Annotated in this window: 23 protein-coding genes; 18 read left to right on the top strand and 5 right to left on the bottom strand. The window is 55.0% G+C overall.

Annotated elements, in window-relative coordinates; translation table 11 throughout:
* Window positions 1-44: 44 nt before the first annotated feature.
* From ACT3RR_RS15765 to ACT3RR_RS15755, 3 genes are all read right to left on the bottom strand, one after another.
* Entirely contained in the window at window positions 45-716 is a 672-nt protein-coding gene (locus tag ACT3RR_RS15765) for a Gfo/Idh/MocA family protein (RefSeq protein ID WP_496200654.1), read from the bottom strand.
* Window positions 717-726: 10 nt separating this feature from the next.
* A complete protein-coding gene (locus ACT3RR_RS15760; RefSeq protein ID WP_496200653.1) occupies window positions 727-1,893 on the bottom strand; it encodes an ATP-grasp domain-containing protein in 1,167 nt (388 codons plus the stop codon).
* A 75-nt stretch (window positions 1,894-1,968) separates the two neighbouring features.
* Entirely contained in the window at window positions 1,969-3,030 is a 1,062-nt protein-coding gene (locus tag ACT3RR_RS15755; RefSeq protein WP_353502924.1) for a glycosyltransferase family 2 protein, read from the bottom strand.
* 304 nt (window positions 3,031-3,334) lie between these two features.
* On the opposite strand from ACT3RR_RS15755, the gene trhP reads away from it, so the two are divergent.
* From trhP to ACT3RR_RS15710, 9 genes are all read left to right on the top strand, one after another.
* On the top strand, window positions 3,335-4,717 hold the full coding sequence (trhP, locus tag ACT3RR_RS15750) for a prephenate-dependent tRNA uridine(34) hydroxylase TrhP (RefSeq protein WP_496200652.1): 1,383 nt from the start codon (window positions 3,335-3,337) through the stop codon (window positions 4,715-4,717).
* Window positions 4,718-5,204: 487 nt separating this feature from the next.
* Entirely contained in the window at window positions 5,205-6,116 is a 912-nt protein-coding gene (gene yegS, locus ACT3RR_RS15745) for a lipid kinase YegS (RefSeq protein ID WP_396131013.1), read from the top strand.
* 209 nt (window positions 6,117-6,325) lie between these two features.
* Window positions 6,326-7,540, top strand: coding sequence for a D-mannonate dehydratase ManD (manD, locus tag ACT3RR_RS15740; RefSeq protein ID WP_353502927.1), 1,215 nt, complete (start codon window positions 6,326-6,328; stop codon window positions 7,538-7,540).
* Between the two features lie 10 nt (window positions 7,541-7,550).
* On the top strand, window positions 7,551-8,585 hold the full coding sequence (locus ACT3RR_RS15735) for a Zn-dependent oxidoreductase (RefSeq protein WP_496200651.1): 1,035 nt from the start codon (window positions 7,551-7,553) through the stop codon (window positions 8,583-8,585).
* Between the two features lie 112 nt (window positions 8,586-8,697).
* Window positions 8,698-9,987 carry an MFS transporter gene (locus tag ACT3RR_RS15730; protein WP_496200650.1) on the top strand — a complete coding sequence of 430 codons (1,290 nt, stop codon included), beginning with the start codon at window positions 8,698-8,700 and terminating at the stop codon, window positions 9,985-9,987.
* Window positions 9,988-10,063: 76 nt separating this feature from the next.
* On the top strand, window positions 10,064-11,413 hold the full coding sequence (locus tag ACT3RR_RS15725) for an MFS transporter (protein WP_496200649.1): 1,350 nt from the start codon (window positions 10,064-10,066) through the stop codon (window positions 11,411-11,413).
* A gap of 262 nt (window positions 11,414-11,675) precedes the next feature.
* Window positions 11,676-12,200, top strand: a complete 525-nt coding sequence (gene sodC / locus ACT3RR_RS15720; RefSeq protein WP_437342037.1) for a superoxide dismutase [Cu-Zn] SodC — start codon at window positions 11,676-11,678, stop codon at window positions 12,198-12,200.
* Entirely contained in the window at window positions 12,194-12,727 is a 534-nt protein-coding gene (locus tag ACT3RR_RS15715; protein ID WP_496200648.1) for a DUF3455 domain-containing protein, read from the top strand. The genes sodC and ACT3RR_RS15715 overlap by 7 nt, the downstream gene beginning before the upstream one ends.
* Before the next feature lie 157 nt (window positions 12,728-12,884).
* Window positions 12,885-13,523, top strand: a complete 639-nt coding sequence (locus tag ACT3RR_RS15710; protein ID WP_353502933.1) for a response regulator — start codon at window positions 12,885-12,887, stop codon at window positions 13,521-13,523.
* Here the strand turns inward: ACT3RR_RS15710 and ACT3RR_RS15705 are convergent.
* Together ACT3RR_RS15705 and ACT3RR_RS15700 are read right to left on the bottom strand one after the other, a co-directional pair.
* The gene (locus ACT3RR_RS15705; protein ID WP_496200647.1) at window positions 13,520-14,956 is read right to left on the bottom strand and encodes a PAS domain-containing sensor histidine kinase; all 1,437 of its coding nucleotides are present in this window, start codon (window positions 14,954-14,956) and stop codon (window positions 13,520-13,522) included. The two genes, ACT3RR_RS15710 and ACT3RR_RS15705, sit on opposite strands and share 4 nt — an antisense overlap.
* A gap of 93 nt (window positions 14,957-15,049) precedes the next feature.
* Entirely contained in the window at window positions 15,050-15,619 is a 570-nt protein-coding gene (locus tag ACT3RR_RS15700; protein ID WP_485903699.1) for an RNA polymerase sigma factor, read from the bottom strand.
* Between the two features lie 252 nt (window positions 15,620-15,871).
* On the opposite strand from ACT3RR_RS15700, the gene sctW reads away from it, so the two are divergent.
* From sctW to sctS, 9 genes are read left to right on the top strand one after another with little or no spacing between them, the layout of a single operon-like run.
* Window positions 15,872-17,041, top strand: coding sequence for a type III secretion system gatekeeper subunit SctW (gene sctW, locus ACT3RR_RS15695; RefSeq protein ID WP_496200646.1), 1,170 nt, complete (start codon window positions 15,872-15,874; stop codon window positions 17,039-17,041).
* A gap of 48 nt (window positions 17,042-17,089) precedes the next feature.
* Window positions 17,090-19,198 carry a type III secretion system export apparatus subunit SctV gene (sctV, locus tag ACT3RR_RS15690; protein ID WP_353502937.1) on the top strand — a complete coding sequence of 703 codons (2,109 nt, stop codon included), beginning with the start codon at window positions 17,090-17,092 and terminating at the stop codon, window positions 19,196-19,198.
* A 10-nt stretch (window positions 19,199-19,208) separates the two neighbouring features.
* Complete coding sequence (locus ACT3RR_RS15685; RefSeq protein WP_496200645.1) at window positions 19,209-20,180, top strand: FHA domain-containing protein; 972 nt, start codon at window positions 19,209-19,211, stop codon at window positions 20,178-20,180.
* A complete protein-coding gene (locus tag ACT3RR_RS15680; RefSeq protein ID WP_396131225.1) occupies window positions 20,174-21,538 on the top strand; it encodes a FliI/YscN family ATPase in 1,365 nt (454 codons plus the stop codon). The genes ACT3RR_RS15685 and ACT3RR_RS15680 overlap by 7 nt, the downstream gene beginning before the upstream one ends.
* Window positions 21,522-21,989 (top strand): type III secretion protein, encoded by a 468-nt coding sequence (locus ACT3RR_RS15675; protein WP_496200644.1) that lies wholly within the window; start codon window positions 21,522-21,524, stop codon window positions 21,987-21,989. The genes ACT3RR_RS15680 and ACT3RR_RS15675 overlap by 17 nt, the downstream gene beginning before the upstream one ends.
* Window positions 21,986-22,672, top strand: coding sequence for a type III secretion system HrpP C-terminal domain-containing protein (locus ACT3RR_RS15670; protein ID WP_496200643.1), 687 nt, complete (start codon window positions 21,986-21,988; stop codon window positions 22,670-22,672). Before ACT3RR_RS15675 ends, ACT3RR_RS15670 begins: the two co-directional genes overlap by 4 nt.
* A complete protein-coding gene (locus ACT3RR_RS15665; protein ID WP_496200642.1) occupies window positions 22,669-23,772 on the top strand; it encodes a FliM/FliN family flagellar motor switch protein in 1,104 nt (367 codons plus the stop codon). Before ACT3RR_RS15670 ends, ACT3RR_RS15665 begins: the two co-directional genes overlap by 4 nt.
* A complete protein-coding gene (gene sctR, locus ACT3RR_RS15660; protein ID WP_496200641.1) occupies window positions 23,772-24,437 on the top strand; it encodes a type III secretion system export apparatus subunit SctR in 666 nt (221 codons plus the stop codon). Before ACT3RR_RS15665 ends, sctR begins: the two co-directional genes overlap by 1 nt.
* Before the next feature lie 21 nt (window positions 24,438-24,458).
* Window positions 24,459-24,722 carry a type III secretion system export apparatus subunit SctS gene (gene sctS / locus ACT3RR_RS15655; RefSeq protein WP_034792172.1) on the top strand — a complete coding sequence of 88 codons (264 nt, stop codon included), beginning with the start codon at window positions 24,459-24,461 and terminating at the stop codon, window positions 24,720-24,722.

Below are 24,722 nucleotides of genomic sequence, written 5' to 3'. Positions count from 1 at the left end.
GGGAAGATGCGTGATCTGATCCTTCAACTCAGCAAAAGTTCGATTTATTCAACAAAGCCGTTTACGGCATAAACATCCTTTGCATTCTTATTGGTCAGAAAATCGACTAACTGATGGAGATGGACACCCAGGTCAAGGTAAACCGTAGGAATATCAGCATCTTCACAGCGCCATGGCTGCGGAGAGGGAGCGTTTCCTTCAATACTCATTCGGGCAAAACCCTCCTGCGGCATCTCAACCATCACTTGCTGAATTTTCCCCAGCTCGCCCGTCTGAATACGCTGACGCAGCTCGCGTACCATCGGATAGCCGGTATAATTGAAAGTTACATATAGCCTTCCATCCAAATTTCCGAAGTTTTTTTGAATATCCAAAGCACCCTGAACATTGCTGACCAGTGCTTTTTCACAAATAACAGTTAAGCCATATTCAAGGCATGCCATCACGATTTCACGATGCGTGGGAGTTGGCGTCAGAATAACCACCGCATCTAACTTCTTATGTTCCGTTTCGAGAAATGCGTGGGCATCGCGATAAACGCGGTCAGTGTTAATCCCCCAATCCAGAGCCGTCTGTGTATTAATTTCGCTATTACGGCTGAAACAGCCTGCAACTAATTTAAAATGGCCATCCATTTGACAGGCGATTTTATGTGCCTCTCCAATAGCGGAGTTTTTGCCCCCACCAATGAAACCTAAAGCCAAAGGTTTTTTCATTTCACATTCCTTACTGCTCGTTAATTTGTATATAGTTTTTTAATTCAGGGGTTATCGTTTTAAGTGCTGAAAAATTATCAAGCTCGGCAAATATGACCCCAGCCCGATCATGGGGTGCCGGATTCACACTCTCTCCTGGTAATTTTAACGGCACTGTTTCAATGACCCTTCCATCGAGCTTGCTAAAGTCGAAAGAAGTAAATTGCTGAGTCTGTGAGAGTGAAACAGTGTGGCGCACAATCGCCCTGCATGGCGTGGGCCGTTGCAATTCAAAGGCACTTTTTAAACCAAGAAATGGCTGAGAAAAATAGTGGGAATAGGGAATCCCCGTCGAAAGTTCAATTAGGCGAGAATAGAGATCCCCCGGAGAACGACGCGTTAATTCAATCAACCAAAAACATGTTTCATTGGCGATAAACTGGGTATGTAATAAACCATCGGTTAGCTGTAGTTCTCTGACCAGAGTTTGCATACATTCGTGCACATTTTTACGCATGCTTTCCGATAATGTGACGCTAATACAACTACTGTTAACCTGCCACGGATAAACCGTGCAGTATTCGTCGACAAAAAATTCACAAGCGATATTTCCATCGCGAATAAAAGCAGAATGGCTGTATAATTGCCCTTCGCAGAAAGTCTCGATGACTATCTGGCCCGATGCAGAAACTTCTCGGGCGGTTTTAACTGCCGCATCTAATTCTGCCAGATTATTTATCTTTATAATGCCAAGCCCGCTATATGCATCTACCGGTTTTACTAATAGCGGCAATGGCAATCTTTTAGCATCTTCAAGGTCATAAGCCGCCTGTGGTATTGGATAACCCTGTTTATTGGCCCAACGGCGAAATGCATCTTTCATAAAGATGATTTCGCTCACCTCTGGCGTATCAAAGCCGGCTAACCCCAATTGTTGGGCAACCCAGGCTCCCGTTAAATAAGAAATATCGGTGACGCCGGGTAGCAAAGCATTAATGCTATGCTGTTGAGCAATATCCAGCACGGTTTCGCGATTAGCGTAATTTTCGATGATGCTACGATCCGCAAATTGATGGCCCGGATCATGTTCTTTACCACTACACACCGTCACAAAAAAACCTTGTTCTTTTGCTATCTCAATAAATGGCACAGCGGAAAATCCCGCATCCAGAATAAGCACTTCTTTTTTTTGAGTCATAACCTATTCCCAACAATATCTATGTCGATGTGGGTAATACTAAATATTGCCGCATCCGATTTAATTACTGGCATATTATTTATGTTCCCTCTGGACTTGAGACGATTGTAAGCGTCGTCTCAACTCTTCCGCATGGGACAGCTTTGCGCGTTCGTCTTTAATAAAGTTTTCTTTTAGCCGGTATAAATCCGGTAGTACTGCAAGCCGGTCGTCGCAATATTTAATGGAGAGTGAAAGATGTTTCTCAGCATCATTATAATTTTTATCGTCAACGCACGCATTGCACTTCAAAAAGTGCAGAAGCGCATCCTTGGGTCTTTCAATTAACAAGCTATCAATCGCATTTTGATCAAGTGACGGGTTTTGCATGCAACGCTTCCAGCGAATATTCATGGCTGTAGGCCATGCATCTTCATCCATCCAGCAATCAAGAATCATCATTCTATTTTTATACATCAATGTTTCTTTATCCGCTCGATACCAGGTATTACTGCCATGACGGCAATAACAGGCAACAGTGCGTTTATCAGCTATAAATGGACCTTTCTTTGCCAGTTTGAGAAAAACATCCCAGTCTACCTGCATCAGACCTTTAGCAGGCTTTTCGATTTCGACAAAGGCAGATTTACGAATTAATGTTCCAATAAAAAGGATATGATTTCCATAGGTCAACAGTGGCTCAAAAAGATCGCCAGACAGGAATTTATCTTTATAATTACCCTTATATTCATGTCGACTTCCATCTTCATTCATAACCTCTATGCCGCCATAGCACAGCACTGCGGATTCATTACCCTCCATGATGGCGACTTGCATCGCAATTTTATCCGGATAAATGAAGTCATCAGAATCAACAACAGCAATATATTTACCATGAGATCCCAAAATGGCCTCAATCCCAGAATTTTCATCCTGAGATGCGCTATTGCTAAAATAGTTTTCTTTCCTGTTAATAAATTTCAAATCATGCTTACGTTGGTATTCCTTGATAATCTCTTGGGAGCCATCTGTAGATGCATCATCCACCACGATAACTTCAAGGTTTTTATAAGTTTGCGAAAATACGCTATCTAATGCTCTTACAATATATTTAGCATGATTGTAGCTAGTTACAATAACACTCACGAGTGGCGACACAACCGCTCCTCCTTTACAAATGACTGTTGTTAAAGCAATATCTATGCCAATTTTAAAAGCCTCGCATAATCATTTAGTTAGAAAAAGAAAGTGATCATTACACTCTCTTTCCGGAAGAGGCGTTTCTCTTACGGAAGAAAACTTTCCGGGCAAGCCTGTAATTTACGCAAAATTGATCTAGCCCCAGTAAACCTCAAATACCCACACTGATCGGCTGCTTTTTGCATTTTCAGAGGCTACAATTTCGACCTTTCGTCGCCCCGCTCTGGGACGGCCCTGACTTGATATCAGACTGAGATTGCTTATGTTTACTCCGGAATTACTCTCTCCGGCCGGTTCGCTGAAGAACATGCGCTACGCCTTTGCCTATGGTGCAGATGCGGTTTACGCCGGTCAGCCGCGCTACAGCCTGCGGGTGCGCAATAACGAATTTAACCACCAGAATCTGGCTATCGGCATTAACGAAGCCCACGCGCTGGGTAAAAAATTCTACGTGGTGGTTAACATCGCGCCTCACAACGCCAAGCTGAAAACCTTCCTGCGCGACTTACAGCCGGTGATCGACATGGGCCCGGACGCGCTGATCATGTCCGACCCCGGCCTGATTATGATGGTGCGCGAAGCCTTCCCGCAGATGGACATTCACTTGTCGGTGCAGGCCAATGCGGTGAACTGGGCGACGGTAAAATTCTGGAAACAGATGGGCCTGACGCGGGTTATTTTGTCCCGCGAGCTGTCACTGGAAGAGATTGCCGAGATCCGTGCACAGGTGCCGGATATGGAAATAGAAATCTTCGTCCACGGCGCGCTCTGTATGGCTTATTCCGGCCGCTGCCTGTTGTCTGGCTACATTAATAAGCGCGACCCTAATCAGGGAACTTGCACCAACGCCTGCCGCTGGGAATACAAAGTGCAGGAAGGCAAAGAGGATGATCTCGGAAATATTGTGCACCAGTACGAGCCGATTCCGGTAAAACAAGTGGCTGCGGCTGAAAAGATCGAGCCTACACTCGGCGTCGGCCAGCCGACGGATAAAGTGTATATGCTGGAAGAGGCGATGCGTCCGGGCGAATATATGAGCGCCTTTGAGGATGAGCATGGCACTTACATCATGAACTCCAAAGATCTGCGCGCCATTCAGCACGTCGAAACCCTGACCCAAATGGGCGTGCATTCGCTTAAAATCGAAGGCCGTACCAAATCCTTCTACTATTGCGCCCGCACCGCGCAGGTCTATCGCCGCGCAATTGATGATGCCGCCGCGGGCAGGCCTTTCGACCCAAGCCTGCTGACCACGCTGGAAGGCCTGGCGCACCGTGGCTATACCGAGGGCTTCCTGCGCCGCCACACCCATGACGCGCAGCAGAACTATGAATATGGTCACTCGGTGAGCGATAGCCAGCAGTTTGTCGGCGAGTTTACCGGCAATCGTGTTGACGGCTGGGCGGAAATTGACGTGAAAAACAAGTTCAGCGTCGGTGATAGCGTCGAGATGATGACGCCAAAGGGAAATGTGCAGTTCACCCTCGAAGCCTTACGCAACAAAAAAGGCCAGCCGGTGGATGTCGCACCGGGAAATGGTCATATTGTTTACGTCTCACTGCCGGAAGACATCAATTTAGAATTCGCTATTTTGTTGCGCAATCTGGTAGAGACTGACACGCGTAACCCACACGCTAAACCCTGACCTTAATAATTAGCACTAATTACGCCACTAACCGTGGCGTTTTTTTATTGGAATGAAATAAAACAAAAACAATAAAAAATCTAAAAATAAGAATCCGGTCACATTCAGCAACAGAGGCTTTAGATACTATCCTCTTCGCAATTTAGACGAATGAAAAATAAGTTATCCAACGATACTAAGAACCACCTCCTTGGCCGGCTCAATCTCCCTTGAGCTGGCTTTTCTTTTTTACAGAAGCTTATTATTGGCGGCACTCATTCTATTAACAGAATAGGTTAATAGAATTAATAACTCCGATAATTAAATAGCAATTCATTCATGCGTTCAGTTAACGCTCACCAATATTAATCTTCCCACTTAATTAATTCGCAGGAAATATCCCTAAGATTTGCCTTTTGAATACCTGATTATTCCGATAGCCGTGGTGGTTGTTTGTCATCTATCCTTAGAGGCAGAGTCTGAACCTTGTTACGGACAGGAGACATTAATGAAGGAAAGCATAAAAGAAACGCCCGAGGCGCTTCTGATAATAAATGGAAAAGGGGCAGGCAATGAGATGTTACGCGAAGCCATTTACGCCCTGCGCAGCGAAGGCGTTGCCCTTGCAGTCCGAGTCACCTGGGAACACGGCGACGCCGCTCGCTATGTGCATGAAGCCATTGATTTAGGTTGTGAAACGGTGATTGCCGGTGGCGGCGACGGCACCATCAATGAAGTTGCCACCGCGCTCGCCAAATTGCCAGAGGGTCAGCGTCCGGCGCTAGGCTTGCTACCGCTGGGCACCGCCAATGATTTCGCCACCAGCTGCGGTATCCCGCCAGAGTTCGATCAGGCGCTGCGCCTGGCGATTAAAGGCCGCGCGGTGGATATCGATCTGGCGCGTGTTAACGGCGATCGCTACTTCATCAATATGGCTACCGGCGGTTTTGGCACGCGGATCACCACCGAGACGCCTGAAAAGCTGAAATCAGCACTGGGCGGCGTGTCTTACTTTATTCATGGCCTGCTGCGCATGGACACCCTTAAAGCCGACAGCTGCGAAATTACCGGGCCGGATTTTTCATGGGCTGGCGATGCGCTGGTGATTGGCATTGGTAATGGGCGTCAGGCCGGCGGCGGGCAGCAGATTTGCCCCGACGCTCTGATCAATGACGGCCTGCTGCAACTGCGTTTGCTCACCTCAGAAGAGCTGCTGCCGTCGTTTATTCGTAGCCTGGTCAGCAATGAAGAGAATAAAAACGTTATTTCTATCTCTCTGCCTTGGCTGGAAATCAAAGCCCCCCATGACATGACCTTTAATCTGGACGGCGAGCCGCTCACCGGCACCGAATTCCACATTGAGATTCTGCCTAACGCCATTCAGTGCCGCCTGCCTCCGCACTGTGCGCTGCTGGGCTAACACCGCCCTTCCAGACTTTCGCTAGCTAATCCTCTGCCTTCTCCTTACACGGGAGAAGGCCATATCTACCTTCCCTCCCTTCCCTCCTCCTAAGATCTTTGTGATCCCCACCAGCAAAATCCAATATGGATACTTGTATGGTAGTCAGCATAAAGCGTATTTTTCACTCAATGTACTTATGTCTTCCTGCTTGGAAAAAGGTCTGATTGATGAAAATTGTTAACGCTGAAGTATTTGTCACCTGCCCGGGCCGTAACTTCGTCACCCTGAAAATCACCACCGACGGCGGCCTGACGGGGATTGGCGACGCCACGCTCAACGGGCGCGAGCTGCCGGTGGCCTCTTATTTGCAAGATCACGTCTGCCCGCAGCTGATTGGCCGCGACGCACATCAGATTGAGGATATCTGGCAGTTCTTCTACAAAGGCGCTTATTGGCGTCGTGGCCCGGTGACCATGTCTGCCATTTCGGCCGTGGACATGGCGCTGTGGGACATCAAAGCCAAAGCCGCCAATATGCCGCTGTATCAACTGCTGGGCGGGGCTTCGCGCACCGGCGTGATGGTTTACTGCCACACCACCGGCCACTCCATTGATGAAGTGCTGGACGACTACGCCAAACATAAAGAGCTTGGTTTCAAGGCGATCCGTGCGCAGTGCGGCGTGCCGGGGATGAAAACCACTTACGGCATGGCGAAAGGCAAAGGTCTGGCGTACGAGCCAGCCACCAAAGGCGTTTGGCCGGAAGAGCAGCTGTGGAACACTGAAAAGTATCTCGACTTCACGCCAAAACTGTTCGAGGCGGTGCGCAACAAATTCGGTTTCAACGAGCACCTGCTGCACGACATGCACCATCGCCTGACCCCTATCGAAGCCGCGCGCTTTGGTAAAAGCATCGAAGAGTATCGCCTGTTCTGGATGGAGGATCCGACGCCAGCTGAGAACCAAGAGTGTTTCCGCCTGATCCGCCAGCATACCGTCACGCCAATTGCGGTAGGCGAAGTGTTCAACAGCATCTGGGATTGCAAACAGCTGATTGAAGAGCAGCTGATCGACTATATTCGCACCACGCTGACCCACGCGGGCGGCATCACCGGCATGCGCCGCATTGCCGATTTTGCTTCGCTGTATCAGGTGCGCACCGGCTCGCACGGGCCTTCTGACCTATCGCCAATTTGCATGGCCGCCGCCCTGCACTTCGACCTGTGGGTGCCTAACTTTGGCGTGCAGGAGTACATGGGTTATTCCGAGCAAATGCTGGAAGTCTTCCCACATAGCTGGACCTTCGACGACGGCTATATGCATCCGGGCGAAAAACCGGGGCTGGGCATTGAGTTTGACGAGAAGCTGGCCGCGAAATATCCGTATGAACCGGCACACCTGCCGGTGGCCCGTCTGGATGACGGTACTTTGTGGAACTGGTAAGGAAATCATCATGAAAAGCGTTGTTATCCAACAGCCTGGCCAACTGGTCATTACAGAGAAACCCTTGCCGCAGCCCGCGGCGGGCGAGGTACGGGTGAAAGTCGCCTATGCCGGAATTTGTGGCTCAGACGTGCACATTTATCACGGGCACAACCCTTTTGCTAAATACCCGCGCGTCATCGGCCATGAGTTTTTCGGCCATATTGACGCCGTGGGAGAAGGCGTGGAAAGCAGCCGTGTCGGCCAGCGCGTGGTGGTTGACCCAGTGGTGAGCTGCGGCCATTGCTACCCCTGCTCTATCGGCAGGCCGAACGTTTGCAGCACGTTGCAGGTTATAGGCGTTCACCGCGACGGCGGTTTTAGCGATGCGGCCTGCGTTCCGGCCAGTAATGCCTATGTGGTGCCGGACAGCATTCCAGATAAGTTAGCCAGCATGGTGGAACCCTTCACCATCGCCGCCAACATCACCGCCTTCCTCAAGCCACAGCCGCAGGACACCGCGCTGATTTACGGCGCGGGGCCGATGGGCCTGACGGTGATCCAAGTGCTGAAAGGGGTTTATGGCGTGAAACAGGTGATCGTCGCCGATCGCATTGATGAACGCCTGACCATGGCGCGGGAAAACGGCGCGGACTGGACCATCAACAACCATCACCAGTCGGTAGCTGACGCGCTGGCAGCAGAAGGCGTGAAACCGACGCTTATCGTGGATGCCGCCTGCCATCCGGCTATTTTGCAAGAAGCGATCCTGCTGGCCTCGCCGGCAGCGCGCATCGGCATGATGGGCTTCTCCGGCGAAGCCAGCCCGTTAACCCAACAGAGTATTACTAGCAAAGAAATTTCTCTGTTTTCCTCGCGCCTCAACAGCCATCGCTTCCCGCAGGTGATTGAATGGATGGCGGAAGGGAAAATCAGCCCGCAGAAGTTAGTGACGCACTGGATGCCCGCCAGCGACGTTGAAGCGGCCATGACCCTGTTCGAGAAGGACCAGCGCGCCTGTTGCAAGGTATTGCTGCGGTTCCCGATGGAAAGCGCGCATGGTTAAAGCAGAAACCTGAAGTCCAGGAAGGGTGAGTTTTCATCCTTCTTTTTTAAGTCGTCAACACCCTACAGAACGCAACACTAATTAAAAAAACACAATACTCAGTGGAGCACCTATGTTTAAAAACCTACGCTGGATCATCGTCTTCCTGCTGTTCTTGGTCTACATGATCAACTACCTCGACCGCGTCGCGCTGTCGATAACCGTGCCGATGATTGAAAAAGAGCTGACCATCAACCCTGAGCAATTCGGGATGATCTTCGGCAGTTTCTTCTTCGGCTATGCCATCTTTAACTTCATCGGCGGGCTGGCGGTGGATAAGTTCGGCCCGACGCTGGTGCTGGGTATCGCCGTCGGCCTGTGGTCAATCTTCTGCGGCATGACGGCTATCGCCACCGGCTTCTACTCCATGCTTATCCTGCGCGTGCTGTTCGGGATGGCGGAAGGGCCAATCTGCGCGTCGGCCAATAAGATGATTAACGGCTGGTTCCCGAAGAAACAGGCGGCCACCGCCATGGGGCTGCTTAGTGCCGGTTCGCCCCTTGGCGGCGCGGTGGCGGGTCCGATCGTCGGCTATCTGGCGATCTCCTTTGGCTGGCGTCCGGCGTTTATGGTGATTGCCGCGATTGGTATCGTCTGGATGCTGGTCTGGTTCTTTGTCGTGGCGGACAACCCGCTGAAAAGTAAGCGCATTTCACCAGATGAGCTGCGTCTCATCGACCAGATGAAAAATGAAAATCTGACCCAAGAAGAGGACTTAGCGCAGGCCGCTCACGGCTTGGGCTACTACCTGCGTCAACCAATCATCTTGGTCACCGCTTTCGCCTTCTTCAGCTACAACTACATTCTGTTCTTCTTCCTCAGCTGGTTCCCGGCTTATCTGGTGCAGGCCCACGGCTTGAATATCAAAGAGATGAGCCTGACGACGGTTATTCCATGGATTGTCGGCTTCGTCGGCTTGGCGCTGGGCGGCATCATTTCCGATAAGATTTTCAACATTACCGGACGCCTGTTGCTGTCGCGCAAAATCATTCTGGTGGTCAGCCTGTTAGCCGCGGCGGTTTGCGTGGCGCTGGCAGGGGTAGTGACCAGCGTGGTGCCGGCAGTGGTGTTGATGTCGATTTCTATCTTCTTCCTCTACACCACCGGCGCTATCTATTGGGCAATCATTCAGGACGTGGTGCATAAGTCACGTGTGGGCGGCACCAGCGGATTCATCCATCTGATTGGCAGCGTCTCGGGCATCATCGGCCCGGTAGTCACCGGTTATATCGTGCAAAACACCGGACGCTTCGACAGCGCCTTTATGCTGGCTGGCGGCGTTGCCGCGCTGGGCGCGATTCTGGTGTTCTTCGTCATTAAACCGCCTAAACACCTGCCGCTGAGCGGCGTCACCCAGTCGTAAACCTTCCCTCCCCGCAGACTTTTGCGGGGAGTTATTCCCTTGGTAAGTATGCTTTTTATCAACCGGAGTCCTACCTATGTCTCAGGTTTCATCAGCACGTACAGCCGCAAACGCCCATACCCCACAAGAAGAACGCGCACTGTTAAGACGCGTCGCGGGAGCATCGGCGATTGGCACGGCGGCAGAATATTATGACTTCTTCGCCTACGGCACCGCCGCCGTTCTGTTCTTCGGACAGTTATTTTTCCCCAGCTCAGATCCGCTGGTCAGCACCCTCGCCGCCTTTGCGACCTACGCTGTCGGCTTTCTCGCTCGTCCGTTAGGGGGAATTGTCTTTGGGCACATTGGCGATAAAGTTGGGCGCAAAAAGGCTTTAGTGATCACCATTCTTATCGTCGGTCTGGGGACATTCTGTATTGGGATTCTACCGACCTACGAGAAGATTGGCTTCTGGGCGCCAGCACTGCTTATCTTCATTCGCGTGCTGCAAGGATTTGGCGTGGGGGGTGAACAGGCCGGGGCAGTGCTGATGACGGCGGAATATTCCCGCCCCGAGCGGCGCGGCTTCTTCGCCAGTTGGGTGCAGATTGGCGCGCCATTAGGCTTTTTGCTGCCTTCGGCGCTGTTTGCCCTGCTCACCTCTACCCTTAGTCCAAGCCAGATGCTCGATTGGGGCTGGCGCATTCCCTTCCTGCTCAGTCTGCTTCTGGTGATAGTCGGGCTGTTTATTCGCCTACGCATTGATGAATCGCCGGTGTTCGCTGAAATCCGCAAAACCAAGGCGGTGGAGTCGCGTCCGGTAGTCGAAGTGATCAAACTCTATCCGGGCATCATTGCCAAAGGGGTCTGCGCCAAGCTGATTGAAGCCTGCGCCTTTGCCATGTTCACGGTGATTATTTTAGCCTTCGGCAAAGCTAACCATCTGAGTGAAAGCATCTTGCTGCAAACCATGATTGTGGCGGTGATCCTCGAGATATTCGCCATTCCAATCATGGGGCACCTGTCCGACAAAATCGGCCGAAAACCAGTCTATATGGCGGGCGCGCTGCTGCTGGTGGTTGGCATTATTCCCTTCTTCCTGGTGCTCAAACATGACAGCTTCTGGATGACGCAAATCGCCATGATTTTGGCGCTGACCTTCGGCCACAGCATGTGTTACGCACCGCAAGCCTCTTATTTCCCAGAGCTTTTCCCAACGCGAATTCGTTGTAGCGGCATCGCGCTTATCTGGCAAATAGGCTCGCTGATCGGCAGCGGCGTGCTGGGCTTGATCGCCGTGAAAATTTTGCAGGTCACCGGCGGTGATTACCACGGGCTGGCGATTTACATGATGGTGCTCGGCGTAGTGTCTATCATCGGGCTGGCCCTGCTCCCGGAAACCGCCCCGCGCAAGTTAAAAGGCGAATATCACAACTGGGGAGGTTAAACACGTTCAGCGCCTTCGCAGTCAGAAGGCGCTGTCTATACTCTTACTGACGGTTCACTGTCATCCGTGTCTTAACTCGCGTTGGAAATAATCGGTTTGGCTTATTAAAGCGATAGTCGCCCCAGTTGGAACCATTGTTGTTGTTATAACTACTTAGCTGAGGGCAAAACAACGGGGTGATAATCCTCGGTGGCGCCCCATAAGCTTGGCTGGTTTCCAGCATTGACTGTTCCAAGGGGAAATAATGACTTTACTACGCACAATCAAGCACGCTGCCCTACTCTCTTCCGCGTTGGCATTCGCCGGTGTGGCCCATGGCGCAACGATTCAAACTGTTCAAATGAATGAAGTCTTTGCCGATGGCACTTCTAAACCCGCCGGAACCATCACGGTTGAAGCAACCCAGTACGGCGTGCTGTTTACGCCTAACCTGAAGGGCCTGCCGCCGGGCATCCACGGCTTCCACGTCCACACCAATCCGGACTGCGGCCCGGCTAAGCAAGACGGCAAAATGGTGGCCGGTCTGGCCGCCGGTGGGCATTTCGACCCGGCCCATACTGGCAAGCATGAAGGCCCGTGGGGCAACGGCCACTTGGGCGACCTGCCCGCGCTGTATGTCGGCATGGACGGCACCGCGACTTACCCGGTCATGGCTCCTCGCCTGAAAATCTCTGACGTTAATGGCCACTCGCTGATGATCCACGCGGGCGGCGACAACCATTCTGACCATCCGGCCATGCTCGGCGGTGGCGGTGCGCGCATGGTGTGTGGTGTGACTAAATGGTAAGTATCACGCGTCCACGTTTAGCATTAGCCACGTTAGCCCTGCTGTCAGTCGGCGCATGGGCGGGTAACAGCGACGCCGTGGCGGGCAGCTGGAAAATGGCCTCTTGGGAGAAGTTACAGACCCAGCTCTATGCGCGCGGGGTGCAGATTTATCGCTGCGCCGCCAACGACGACAACCAGACCGGTAAGTGGGTGTTTCAGGCACCAGAGGCCGATCTGTTTAGCGATAAAGCCATGACGGATTTAGTCGCCAAACACTTCGACGGCCCACAGTGGCAGGCGCTGGACGGCAGTCAGGTAAGCGGCAAAGCCCGCGCCACCAAGGCCGCGCCCGATGCCAATGACATTCCGTGGTTGATTCTGTCCGGCTCGTCGCACCAGCTGCCGGGCATCTTCGCACACGTCTCGACTATTCAGCGCGTTGACACCCACGGCGGTACCCCCGGCAAAGCGATTTGCGCTAAGGCGCAGTACGGCGCGACCCTCAAAGTGCCTTATACCGCGACCTATCGCTTCTTCACATCCTAAACAAATGTTAAACAGAAACGGGCTGAGTGACTCAGTCCGTTTCATTACGAAGGTTTAAGCTTGTTCCCCTTCTTTTCGCCGCTTACACTCACTCAAAAATCGATCATTTCCGGATTATTCCGAGTCGGTCGCCACAATAAGAAAAATCGTTATCCTCATGCAAACAACCATAAGATTAATGCTCGCCGACGATCACGTTCTGATGCGCGAAGGGCTAAAACAGATTTTTAATCTGGATAAACAACTGACCGTGGTCGCGGAAGCGGGCAACGGCGAAGAGGTTTTAGCCGCGCTGGCGCAGACTGAATGCGACATTTTGCTGCTCGATCTCTCCATGCCGGGCATCAGCGGGACAGAGATGGTGCGCAAAATTGCCAAAGATTGGCCGAGCCTGCCGGTGCTGGTCCTGAGCATGTATAACGAGCCGCAGGTGGCAATGACCGTGCTTAACAGCGGCGCGCAGGGCTTTATCACCAAGGATCAGGACCCGCAAACCCTGCTCAACGCCATTCATCGCGTCAGCCAGCATCAGCGCTATATCGATCCCAGTCTGGCGGAGGCGATCATTTTCTCCAACGGCGACACCAGCGAGCAATATCGCTACGCCACTCTTTCCCAGCGTGAGAAGCAGATCCTCTCCATGCTGACGCGCGGCGACAGCATTAACGCCATCGCCGACGCGTTGAAAATCAGCAATAAAACGGTGAGTACGCACAAGGCGCGGATGGTGGAAAAGATGCAGTTCAGCAGTAATGCCGAAATGATCCGTTTCGGCATTAAACATAACCTTTCTTAATATGATCCTGGTAATTCGCCCGTGATGCGCACGTGAGTTCCCTGCTGCGGCTGGCTACAAAACTGTAATTCCCAGCCCAGCATGGTGCAGCGCTCGCGCATGCCCAGCAGGCCAAAAGCGGTAGAAGGCACGCTGTTGACGTCAAAGCCCTGGCCATTGTCGCGCACGTCAATAGCCAGCGAACTCCCGGTCTGAACCACTTTGATATGCACCCGGCTGGCCTGCGCGTGGCGATACACATTGGTCAGCGACTCCTGCACCACGCGGAAAATCGCCGTGGTGTGCTCGTCGGAAAGCGCAATGTCATCCTCGCTCACCTCCAGCGTACAGCAGCAGTCGCGGTGATATTTATTCGACTCATCGCGCAGCCATCTTAGCGCCGGGATAAGGCCCATGTTGAGTACCGCCGGACGCAGAATGGTCGACAGGTCGCGCACAACGCGAATGGTACCGTCGACAATATCCTTCAGCGCCTGCATCTGCTCGCTGCACTCACGCCCTTCGGCATGCATCAGCGAGATTACCACCCGCAGCGTACTCAGCCGCTGGCCCAGCTCGTCATGAATTTCGCGGGCGATGTGCTTGCGCTCGTTCTCCACGCTGACCTGAATTTGCTGGGTCATCTGGCGCAGCTGCTCGTGGGTGCGTTTCAGCAGTTGGTCATCTTTGAACTGGCGAGTAATGTCCTGGCCGGTGATCAGCACTGATTTCAGCACGTGGCGATCGCTAAATTCCGGGATGAAGCGCAGCTGAAGAATCGACTCCTCTTCGCCATCGAGCTTGCGTAACACGTTCTCGAACAGCTTGCCGGTCTGCACTACGGAGCGCACCGACAGGGCGATTTGTTGGAACAACAGGCTGTTTTCCAACACGTTTTGTAATGTTTGCCCCACCAGCGGGCCGTCGACATAGTCCAGCCAGCGCTGGGCCGCCTCATTGGCGTACAGACAGCGCAGATGAGTATCCACGCGCAGCATAACGTCGGGCACGTTTTTCAACATACCGCGCAGGCTGTTTTCGCGTTCGTAGTAAAAGCGGTGTAAATCGTTGCGGTGGCGCGTGTCGCAAATCACTACGGTCGCGTGCTGGCGCTGTTGGTAGATAAATCGGCTGGTACAGACTTCAGCGGGAATAATGCCCTGCGTCTGGGTGGCATAAAAAACGTTAAATTTGTCGCCGTAGCTGGTGGTTTCCACTTGCCACAGCAGGGCCAAAATATTCTGTTCCTGATGCCCATGCAGGAAAGAGAGTATGTCTTTGCCATACAGCGTCTGGGCGGTTTCGCCCATTAGCTTCATCGCATGTCGGTTGGCGTAGGCGATCCGATTGTTGTCATCAATGATGTAAACCGATTCGCGCAAATTCTCGAAAGCCGCGTCGGTCAGATTGGTAGCGGCAGATAACTCTTCATGCTGCGGTTGGTTTTCTAGCATTGCCGGTTGATCCTGTGGCGCATTAACATCACCCTGCGTTCACAGAACAGGGCAACGTTATTGGCGACCAATTTTCATATTTTTCATGTGAAATTAGAAAGCGATATCCGGATCAAGCTCGTTTCGCAGTGACTGACGCAGGCGCGACAGCCGGGAACGGACGGTGCCAATCGGGATTGCCATTTCGAGCGCTACTTCCTGATAGCTAATATCACCGTCGACGATCAGCTGTAACATTTGCTGGGATTCTTCGGGTAGGTGCGCCACAACGCTGAGCACTTTGGTTAAGGTGCGGTGTCCGGCAGTGAGGTCATCTGGCTTGTCGTGGCAAGGCAGTTGGCTCAGCAGTTCATCGCTCAACTCATCGTGCAGGAAACTGGTGGCCCGCGATTTATAATAATTGCGCACCAGATTCAGCGCAATGCCGAAAACCCACGTCTCAGGGCGAGAAGCGCCCGAATACTTATGCTTATTTTTCAACACTTCCAGCCACGTAGACTGCACTAAATCTTCCACATCAGCATAGTTCGCCACGCGTTTTCGAATGAAGTTAATCAGGCGCTTTTCCTGCTGGCTCATCACGCTCTCCCAACGAACGGCCGGAACCGGCAGTGGGAAAGGCTGATCCACGTAGTGCATTTCATAATCTAATAATGCTGACATTTGAGAACTCCTTATAAGGGGTGGAGTTACTCCTATAGCAAGCGCCGTGCCAGCATAAAAAACCACTTTAACCCATTGATTTATATAAATCACAAAGACGTATTAGGACCATTCTGAGTCTGAAGCGACACAGCTTTTTTGGCCACTTGTGCAACTTTTGACACAAATCCATTCCGGCTTTAAAAATTTCAATTCCTACGGAACCGCGCCGCATTACGCACCACACAACTGCATTGACCTGTAGAGGTGTTTATGCGAATTCATCCCCCCCTTCCGAAAGTACATCACCAGATTCAGCCGACGGCCGATGAGCTGAATGACATTGATGGTGGCGATAGCGACGACAGCGGTAAGAGCATCACCACTCTGCGCAAGGTGAAATCACCGGCGGTGGAATTTGCCGAAGCCATGGAGAAAGGCGGGACCCAGCTGGCGGAGTCGATCGAAAGCCGTTCGAAGATTGACGAACAGCGCGCGGCGAATAACCGCCCGACGGGACGGCTGCGGGTGGCTATCGACAAAATCGAGCGCCTGACCGAGCTGTATCAGCTGCTGGACAACCAACCCTCTGCGACCCAAAGCAGGCAGCAAGGAGCGATTGACGCCCTGACCTCACGCAGCGGCGGCGCCACGCCGGAAGAGTATGTGTCTGCCGCCGACGGCGACCCGGCGGTGGCGGATACTCTGCTGCGCATGTCATTGGAGAAGGCGCAGAAGAGTCAGGACAGCGCGGCGATTGAAAGTATTCAGCAGGCGCTGGCCAGCCTTGGCAGCAAGTTCGGCGAGCAGATTGCCGCTGGCGTAAACACCGCCGCCGCTATTTCTCTATTTACTACCCAGCCTGAGCAGAAACAGGCGATGCGCCAAATCTATTACAACTCGGTGATTGGTCAGCAATCCTCGGGGTCGATTTTCGACGCCCTGCTCGATAAGTTCGGCAAAGAGGGGTTCATGCCCGCCCTGCGCACCTTGCAACGCGCGCTAGCCGACGACATTGCCGCGCTGGCTCCGTCGATGACGCCGGTGGCGCTGCGCAAAGTGCTGAGCGGCCTGAATGACACGCGCTCCATTACCCACACCATGGCGGCGGTCGATACCCTGTTGCAGCGCATGAACAGCAAATACCCGCACATCTCTCTCGATGGCTCGCAGCTGACCCGCCGCCTGCTCAACCTGACCCAGAACGGCTTCTACGCACGCGACCTGACCAATCTTGGGCAGGAAGTGGCTGGCTCGCAGCCGCAGCATCAGTCGGTGTTTTTCAACCAGCTTTTGCCGCTGTTACAACAGCTGCCGGCCACCCTGTGGCGCGACGATAAGAACCGTGGCAGCGCGCTGACTATGCTGCGCTCGCTGATTGGTGAGTACGTCACTTGGGAACAGAAAATGGCCCGACAAACTAAAACATCCACCGGCGGCTAATGCCCGTTCGTGACCCATTTTGAGCATGGAGATGGCCTGAGGCTGTAGATGAATACCCTATTTAACCTGTTAAATAAAATTGCCATCAGCGCGATGCAGCGCTCAGAAATCGTCGGGGCGGCTATCGCACTGGCGATCGTGTTCATGCTGATTATTCCGCTGCCTCTGCCGCTGATTGACGTGCTGATTGCCGTCAACATTAGCCTGTCCTCGCTGCTTATCGTGCTGGCGATGTACCTGCCAAAGCCGCTGGCCTTCTCGACCTTCCCGGCGGTGCTGCTGCTGACCACTATGTTTCGCATGGCGTTGTCGATTTCCACCACTCGCCAAATCTTGCTGCAACAGAACGCCGGGCACATTGTGCAGGCGTTCGGCGACTTCGTGGTGGGCGGCAACCTGGCCGTGGGTCTGGTGGTGTTCTTGATTCTGACCGTGGTCAACTTTCTGGTTATCACCAAGGGGTCTGAGCGCGTGGCGGAAGTGGCGGCGCGTTTCACCCTCGACGCCATGCCGGGCAAGCAGATGTCCATCGACAGCGATCTGCGCGCCGGCATGATCAACGTGCAACAGGCGAAAAAGCGCCGTGAAGATTTAGCCAAGGAGAGCCAGCTGTTCGGTGCCATGGACGGTGCGATGAAGTTCGTTAAAGGCGACGCCATCTCCGGCTTAGTTATCCTGTTCATCAACATGATCGGCGGCTTCTGTATCGGCGTCTTACAGCTGGATATGGCGGCGGGCGACGCGATGCACACTTACTCGATCCTGACCATCGGTGACGGCCTGATTGCCCAGATCCCCGCCCTGCTGATCTCGCTGACCGCCGGGATGATCATCACCCGCGTGTCGGGCAACGATGAGATTCAGGACAATAACATTGGTCGCGAGATCACCGAGCAGCTCACCAGTCAGCCGAAAGCCTGGATCATCTCCTCGTTCGGCATGCTGTGCTTCGCCCTGCTGCCGGGGATGCCGACGGTTATCTTTATTATTCTGGCCGCCATCACCTGTACCACCGGCTCCTTCCAGCTGTGGAGCGCGCGCAAGAAGGCCTCGCAGGTGGTGCATGAAGGGGGCGACGCCGTCGCACCTGACATGAACGGCAGCGAAGATCTGCGCTCCTTCAATCCGTCTCGCTTCTTCCTGCTCAGCTTCCCGGCAGCGCTCAATGGCGACCCGATGGTGGAGCAAATCACGGAAGAGATCCGCCGCATGCGTAACCGCATTGTCTATCGCTACGGCTTTACTCTGCCGCCGTTCAATGTGGAATTCACCACCGCCATGCCTGACGACGAGTTTCGTTTCAGCGTGTATGAAATCCCACAGGTGATCGCCAGCCTTAGCCGCGATCGCTACGCCGTGGATTCGCGCTGGCTGACCGAAGAGCAGCGCAATGAAGCCAGTGGCCGCACGCCGGGCAACGAGCGCCGCAACGAAGGCCAATTCCTGTGGCTCAGTGACAACGACAGTCTGCTGCAACAGAAAGAGATCCCGGTGTGGAGCGCCTCCCAGCTGCTGCTCACCCGCATGGAGCAGGCGCTGTTCGCCAACAGCCCGCGCTTCCTCGGCTTGCAGGAAACCCGCGCCATTCTGGGTTGGCTGGAGAGCGAGCAGTCTGAGCTGGCGCAGGAGTTCCAGCGCATCTTCCCTCTGCCGCGCCTGACCGCCGTGTTGCAGCGTCTGGTGGCGGAACGCATCCCACTGCGCGCGGTGCGCAGCATTACCGAATCGCTGATTGAGCACGGCCAGCACGAGCGCGACGTCAACCTGCTGGTCGATCAGGTGCGCATCGACATGAAAGAGCACATTTGCCACCAGTATGCCGGTGACGACGGCATGCCGGTCTGGCTGTTGACGCCGGAAACCGAAGAAGTGCTGCGCGACAGCCTGCGTCAGACCCAGAGCGATACCTTCTTCGCACTGGATCAACAGCAGCACTCCCAATTACTAGAACGCCTAAGAGAGATCTTCTCACCCTTTGATTCGTTATCCGGCGTGTTGTTAACGGCGCAAGACTTACGCAGCCCGCTACGCATGTTGATTCAGGATGAATTCAACCATGTACCTGTCCTGTCGTTTGCCGAGCTGCAGTTCAATCTGCCGGTGAACGTGCTGGGTCGTATTGAGCTGAATACTTCACTCGAATCCTTCAACGCATAAGGACGTCATCATGTATGAGCTCAGAGTCTTAAATGGTCTTCATGAAGGTGCCGCACTCCCCCTCAGCGGCAACCTGTGGTGGATAGGCAACGCGGTCGAGAGCGACCTGCAACTTTGTGACAATGGCATCAAGGCGCGCCACTGTCAGCTCATGCGTCAAGACGACCCCTCGGGTCAGCCCGCTCAGTGGCAGATTCAGGCCGAAGACGGCGTGGTGTGCAATCGCGAAGGCGAGCGCCAGACCATGCCGTTCACTATCGTGCCGGGAGAGATTTTCACCCTCAGCGGCGTGTGGATCTGTCTGGAAGCCGCCGAAGCCGCGTGGGCCAGCGGCCCGGCCATCACCCAGCCTGCGGCGCAGTCCGTGGCCCAGCCCGAGCTGGCATTTCAGGCTGCCAGCAACGATGGCCGCATTGCGCCAACTCCGACGAAAAAATCGCTGATCAAACGCCTGCTGCCGCCTTGGGCGCAGATCACCGCCGTGTCGCTGATGCTGCTGTTCGCCATCACCGTGACCAGCTGGATTTTACAGCCGGGCATGGCGGAACAAAGCACCGACACCACCGCGCAAATCAGCAAGCCGCGCCTCGACGATCAGGCCGCCATGCGCGCCGTGGTGGATCACATGCTGCGTGAGCGCCAGCTGAACAATCAGGTGAAAATCGATACTTCGCAAAAAGGCATTATCCTGCGCGGCTCGCTGGCTAAAGAACAGTTACCCATTGTCCAAAGAATGGTCGACAACGTGGAGAACAACTATCAGTTGGGCGTGCCGTTGATTAACGACACCGAGGCGCGCGCCACCACCCTGCCATTCCGCATTACGCAAATCACCGACGGCAGCAAGGCCAATATCGTTACCGACGACGGCCAGCGCCTGTTCGTGGGCGACGAGCACGACGGCTTCCGCTTAGTGCGCATCAGCGCGAGCGAAGTGCAGTTTAGCGGGCAGGACAATAGCGACATCACGGTGAACTGGTAATGAACGCCTCCGACGCACTGGACAGCTGGTATCAGCAACGCTCGCAGGCGCTGGGTGCCGTTTCGGCGGTGACCGCCAGCGGCAAAATCACCGGCATCAACGGCATTTTGCTGGAGAGCAGTTTGCCGCAGGCGCGCATTGGCGACCTCTGCCGCGTTAGCCGCAGCGGCGACGAAGAGATGATGGCGGAAGTGGTGGGCTTCAATCCGCATCACACCCTGCTTTCGGCGCTCGGTCCGCTGGACGGCGTGGCGCAAGGGGCCAAGGTGGTGCCACTGTTCCAGCCGCACAGCATCGCGGTGTCCGAAGCGCTGCTCGGCAGCGTGCTCGACGGATTTGGCCGCGCCATTGATGAAGAGAGCATTTCAGCTTTTGCCTTATCCAGCGAACACCCTAATGCCACGCCGGTGCTGGGCGACGCCCCCTCCCCGACCGACCGCCCGCGCATCGACACCGCGCTGACCACCGGCATTCGCGCCATTGACGGCCTGTTGACCATCGGCGTCGGTCAGCGCGTCGGCGTGTTCGCCGGTGCAGGTTGCGGCAAAACGACCCTGCTGGCCGAGCTGGCGCGTAATACGCCGTGCGACGCCATAGTCTTCGGGCTGATTGGCGAACGTGGCCGCGAGCTGCGCGAATTCCTCGACCACGAGCTGGACGCCGAGCTGCGCAGCCGCACCGTGCTGGTCTGCTCCACCTCGGACCGCAGCAGCATGGAGCGCGCCCGCGCTGCCTTTACCGCCACCTCGATTGCCGAAGCCTTTCGCGACAGCGGCAAAAGCGTGCTGTTAATCATCGACTCCCTGACCCGTTTCGCCCGCGCCCAGCGTGAAATCGGTCTGGCGCTGGGTGAACCACCGGGGCGCGGCGGCCTGCCTCCGTCGGTTTACACCCTGCTGCCCGGCCTGCTGGAGCGCGCGGGGAAAACCTCTAAAGGCTCGATTACCGCGCTCTATTCCGTGCTTATCGAGCAGGACTCGATGAATGACCCAGTGGCGGACGAAGTGCGCTCGCTGATTGACGGTCACATCGTGCTGGCCCGCCGTCTGGCCGAGCGCGGCCACTATCCGGCGATTGATGTGTTAGCCAGCCTGAGCCGCACCATGTCCAGCGTGGTGGAAAAATCCCAGATGCAGGACGCCTCGCTGGTGCGCCAGCTGATGTCCTCCTATCAACAGGTCGAAATGCTGATCCGCCTCGGGGAATACCAGCCCGGCAACGACGCCATGGTGGACGCCGCCGTGGTAGCGCAGGACGCCATCAATGCCTATTTGCGTCAGGCGGGCCGCTCGCCGACCGCCTTCGAAGATGTTCGTTACGCCCTTGCTGAGGTAAGCCGCTATGCGCCGACACATTGATGCTGAAACCCCGCCAGAGCCCGATCTGCAAGCCGAAGAGCTGCACCGGATTCTCAAAGTGCTGTTGCCGATCCGCAAACAGCGCCTGAGCCGCAGCGAGCGCCTGCAACGCGCCGAGGCCGCCAAACTGGTGGCCTGCGACCACGCGCTGAGCGCCGGTGAAGTGAAGCTCACCGAGCATCGCGAGCACTACAGCACCGCCAGCGAGCTGGTGGATGCCCAGCACGTCGGCCAAACCGAGGCCTTAAACAAGCTGCGTAAGGCCCTGAATGATGAGCAGTCGCGCCGTCTCGCGGTCCAGCAGCAACGGCATCAACTGGCGCAGTTAGACGCCGACCGCCAACAGCAGCAGCAACAGAATGAAAGCGCCCAGCGCGACGTCGCCCTGCGCCAGCGCGAAGTGGAAAAAGTGGAGTATCTGCTCCAGCAGCATCAGGGGAATCACTCATGATGCATCGCCCTCTGCTTCACCCATTGGCCTCGGCGGCACGCCCGCCGCAGCACCATAACAGCGATGCGCAGGCCGAGGCTCAGGCGAGAAACCGCCCGGACCCGACGCCGAATGACAACAAGCCGAAAGCACCCGCGCAGCCCAAAAACCTGCCGTTTACACTGGCATCGAGCCAGCAGAGTAGCCGCCCTTCTACGCCGTCACGCGGCGCGGACAAACAGCGGCTGAACCGCGATAAAGACGATTTCACCAGCCTGCTCTCCGGCGACGACCAGCCGCTGGCCCCAATGCTGCCAGTGATGCTGACTGACAATAACGCCGGGCAGAGCTTCCAGCCGATGTTGTCGGAAACCAGTGAAACCGCGCCATCTGCTCCGCCTCCGGCCTGCTGGCAGATTGTCGAACCGGCGCTGACGGAAGGTATCGATAAGCAGCCCGCCTTCCCGGCGACCTTCAGCCTGCTGCTACCGCAGCTGGGGGAGGTCACCGCGCAGGTTAACCAAAACACCAGCGGCGAGCTGGATATCGCGCTGGCCTTCTCACGCGGCAGTTTTGAGGCGGTGCGCGGCGCACAGGAGAACTGCGGACGTTCGCTGTCGCAGCGTCTGGGGCAGCGAGTGCGCTTGCGCTTCAACCTGCAAGACGGCCGCCCGCAGGACAGCACGCAGGATAAATGGGCATGAGTTCACTCATTTTTAGACAGCAAAGCCGCGCCGAGGCCGATGCCCGCCGCTGGATAGGTAAGGGCCAGACACTGACCTTCTTTCATGACAATCAGCCCGGCGAGCTGAGTCTTCGCCTGAGCGAAAACGGCGCCAGCGATGCCCATTGGCAGCGTTTTAGCTGTGCGGCGGGCACGCTGGCATTTAGCGATTTCGCCCCGCTGTTCTCCCTGCTCAGCGAATGCCCGGCGATGAGCGGCGACAGCGATGACGACGGCGAATGGTACTGGGGGCTGTTCAATCAGAGCCTGTTTAGCGAGGTGGCGTCGCTGTTTGGCAGCCTGCGCCCGCTGAACTCGGCATCCGGCAGCGCGGACGCGCTCTGCTTGCAGATGCAGGTCAGCTTTGCCGGTCAGCAGGCTCGCAGCCAGCTGCGCCTGTCGGCCGAAACCCTTAACCGGCTGGCGGCCACGCCCGGCTGGCAGCCACAAGGCGCGGCGCTGATTGAGGCCCTGCCGCTCAATTTGCCTCTGGTGGTGGCGACCTTCTCGCTGCCGCTGGAGGAAATAACCCAATTACAGTCAGGCGATGTTCTGCGTGCGCCCTCTTCACACTTCAGCGTTGAAGGCCACGGCGTGATTAACATCGGACAATTGGCACTGCACGGAGCGTTACAACCTTCGCCCGACTCCCCGCACAGCGCCTACTTTTCACTTTACGATATCAAGGAGTTACCCATGAGCTATCCGAATGACCCACTGCTGCCTGAAGATGAAGATAATCCGTATCCACACGTGGATGAGACGGATTCCGGGTATTACGCGCAAAGCGAAATGCACGACGACATCGGCGGTGAGAGTCAGCTCAACGTGGCGCTTAACGCTCTGCCGCTGGAGTTAAGCATTCGCTGCGGGCAGCTCAAACTGACGTTGGGCGAATTGCAGCAGTTGGACGTCGGCTCGACGGTGGTGGTGGATAACGTCACGCCGGGCGCGGCCATGCTGTGTCACGGCAGTTTCCCGATTGCCAAAGGGGAGTTGGTTAACGTCGATGGACGCCTTGGATTGCAATTGACCAGTATCATCAATAACCAGCCTGTTGGCGCCGAGAAAGGTGTGTAATGACCACCGACCTGAATGCCTTTAACCCGCTGGCGCTGGCGCTGCTGCTTGGCGCGCTCTCTTTAATGCCGCTGGCGTTAATGATAACCACCAGCTTTTTAAAGATTTCGATTGTACTGATGCTGACGCGAAACGCCCTCGGCGTGCAGCAGATCCCGCCAAACATGGCGCTCTACAGCATCGCGCTGGCCGCCACCTTGTTCGTGATGGCGCCGGTGTTTAACGGCATGCACCAGCGGTTTACCGACCGGCCGATAGACACCACGTCGTCTGAAAAGCTGGAAAGTACCTTAACCAATGGCATTCAGCCCCTGACCGTGTTTATGCAGCACAACACGGACGCCGATATCGAGACGCACTTGCAGGAGAATACCCAGCGCATGTGGCCGAAGGATATGGCCGACTCGGCGGTAAAAGATCGCAATAACCTGATGCTGCTGATCCCGGCTTTCGTGCTGTCCGAACTGCAAAGCGGTTTTAAAATCGGCTTCCTGATCTTCATCCCCTTCGTGGTTGTCGACCTGATTGTCTCCAACGTGCTGCTGGCGCTGGGGATGCAAATGGTGTCGCCAATGACCATCTCGTTACCGCTAAAAATTCTGTTATTTGTGATGGCCAACGGCTGGACGCGCCTGCTCGACGGCCTGTTCTACAGCTATTTGTGACGCTTTTGAGGGTGAAGAAGTATGGATATTATCTACATGTTTAAGCAGGCGATGGTACTGGTGGTGATGCTCTCCGCGCCGCCGCTGGCCGTGGCGGTGATCATCGGGATCATCATCTCGCTGTTGCAGGCGGTGATGCAGTTGCAAGACCAGACGCTGCCTTTCGCCATCAAGCTGGTGGCGGTGGGGGCCACCCTTGCCCTGACCGGGCGCTGGATTGGCGTTCAGCTGCTGGATCTCACCCAGTCCGCCTTCGCCATGATGGCGACAGTGAACGCGCCATAA

Origin of the sequence: Ewingella sp. AOP8-B2-18 (assembly GCF_052376015.1) — a bacterium.
In the GTDB taxonomy this organism is placed as follows: Bacteria; Pseudomonadota; Gammaproteobacteria; order Enterobacterales; family Enterobacteriaceae; genus Ewingella; species Ewingella allii.
Note: the sequence above shows the minus strand (reverse complement) of the source record. Positions and strands in the feature narration are given on the sequence as shown.

Bases quoted from the DNA above. Each gene is read 5' to 3' on its own strand.
- ACT3RR_RS15765 (WP_496200654.1), bottom strand. From the start codon at position 716: ATGAAAAAACCTTTGGCTTTAGGTTTCATTGGTGGGGGCAAAAACTCC.
- ACT3RR_RS15760 (WP_496200653.1), bottom strand. From the start codon at position 1,893: ATGACTCAAAAAAAAGAAGTGCTTATTCTGGATGCGGGATTTTCCGCT.
- trhP (WP_496200652.1), top strand. From the start codon at position 3,335: ATGTTTACTCCGGAATTACTCTCTCCGGCCGGTTCGCTGAAGAACATG.
- yegS (WP_396131013.1), top strand. From the start codon at position 5,205: ATGAAGGAAAGCATAAAAGAAACGCCCGAGGCGCTTCTGATAATAAAT.
- manD (WP_353502927.1), top strand. From the start codon at position 6,326: ATGAAAATTGTTAACGCTGAAGTATTTGTCACCTGCCCGGGCCGTAAC.
- ACT3RR_RS15735 (WP_496200651.1), top strand. From the start codon at position 7,551: ATGAAAAGCGTTGTTATCCAACAGCCTGGCCAACTGGTCATTACAGAG.
- ACT3RR_RS15730 (WP_496200650.1), top strand. From the start codon at position 8,698: ATGTTTAAAAACCTACGCTGGATCATCGTCTTCCTGCTGTTCTTGGTC.
- ACT3RR_RS15725 (WP_496200649.1), top strand. From the start codon at position 10,064: ATGTCTCAGGTTTCATCAGCACGTACAGCCGCAAACGCCCATACCCCA.
- ACT3RR_RS15715 (WP_496200648.1), top strand. From the start codon at position 12,194: ATGGTAAGTATCACGCGTCCACGTTTAGCATTAGCCACGTTAGCCCTG.
- ACT3RR_RS15710 (WP_353502933.1), top strand. From the start codon at position 12,885: ATGCAAACAACCATAAGATTAATGCTCGCCGACGATCACGTTCTGATG.
- ACT3RR_RS15705 (WP_496200647.1), bottom strand. From the start codon at position 14,956: ATGCTAGAAAACCAACCGCAGCATGAAGAGTTATCTGCCGCTACCAAT.
- ACT3RR_RS15700 (WP_485903699.1), bottom strand. From the start codon at position 15,619: ATGTCAGCATTATTAGATTATGAAATGCACTACGTGGATCAGCCTTTC.
- sctW (WP_496200646.1), top strand. From the start codon at position 15,872: ATGCGAATTCATCCCCCCCTTCCGAAAGTACATCACCAGATTCAGCCG.
- sctV (WP_353502937.1), top strand. From the start codon at position 17,090: ATGAATACCCTATTTAACCTGTTAAATAAAATTGCCATCAGCGCGATG.
- ACT3RR_RS15685 (WP_496200645.1), top strand. From the start codon at position 19,209: ATGTATGAGCTCAGAGTCTTAAATGGTCTTCATGAAGGTGCCGCACTC.
- ACT3RR_RS15675 (WP_496200644.1), top strand. From the start codon at position 21,522: ATGCGCCGACACATTGATGCTGAAACCCCGCCAGAGCCCGATCTGCAA.
- ACT3RR_RS15670 (WP_496200643.1), top strand. From the start codon at position 21,986: ATGATGCATCGCCCTCTGCTTCACCCATTGGCCTCGGCGGCACGCCCG.
- ACT3RR_RS15665 (WP_496200642.1), top strand. From the start codon at position 22,669: ATGAGTTCACTCATTTTTAGACAGCAAAGCCGCGCCGAGGCCGATGCC.
- sctR (WP_496200641.1), top strand. From the start codon at position 23,772: ATGACCACCGACCTGAATGCCTTTAACCCGCTGGCGCTGGCGCTGCTG.
- sctS (WP_034792172.1), top strand. From the start codon at position 24,459: ATGGATATTATCTACATGTTTAAGCAGGCGATGGTACTGGTGGTGATG.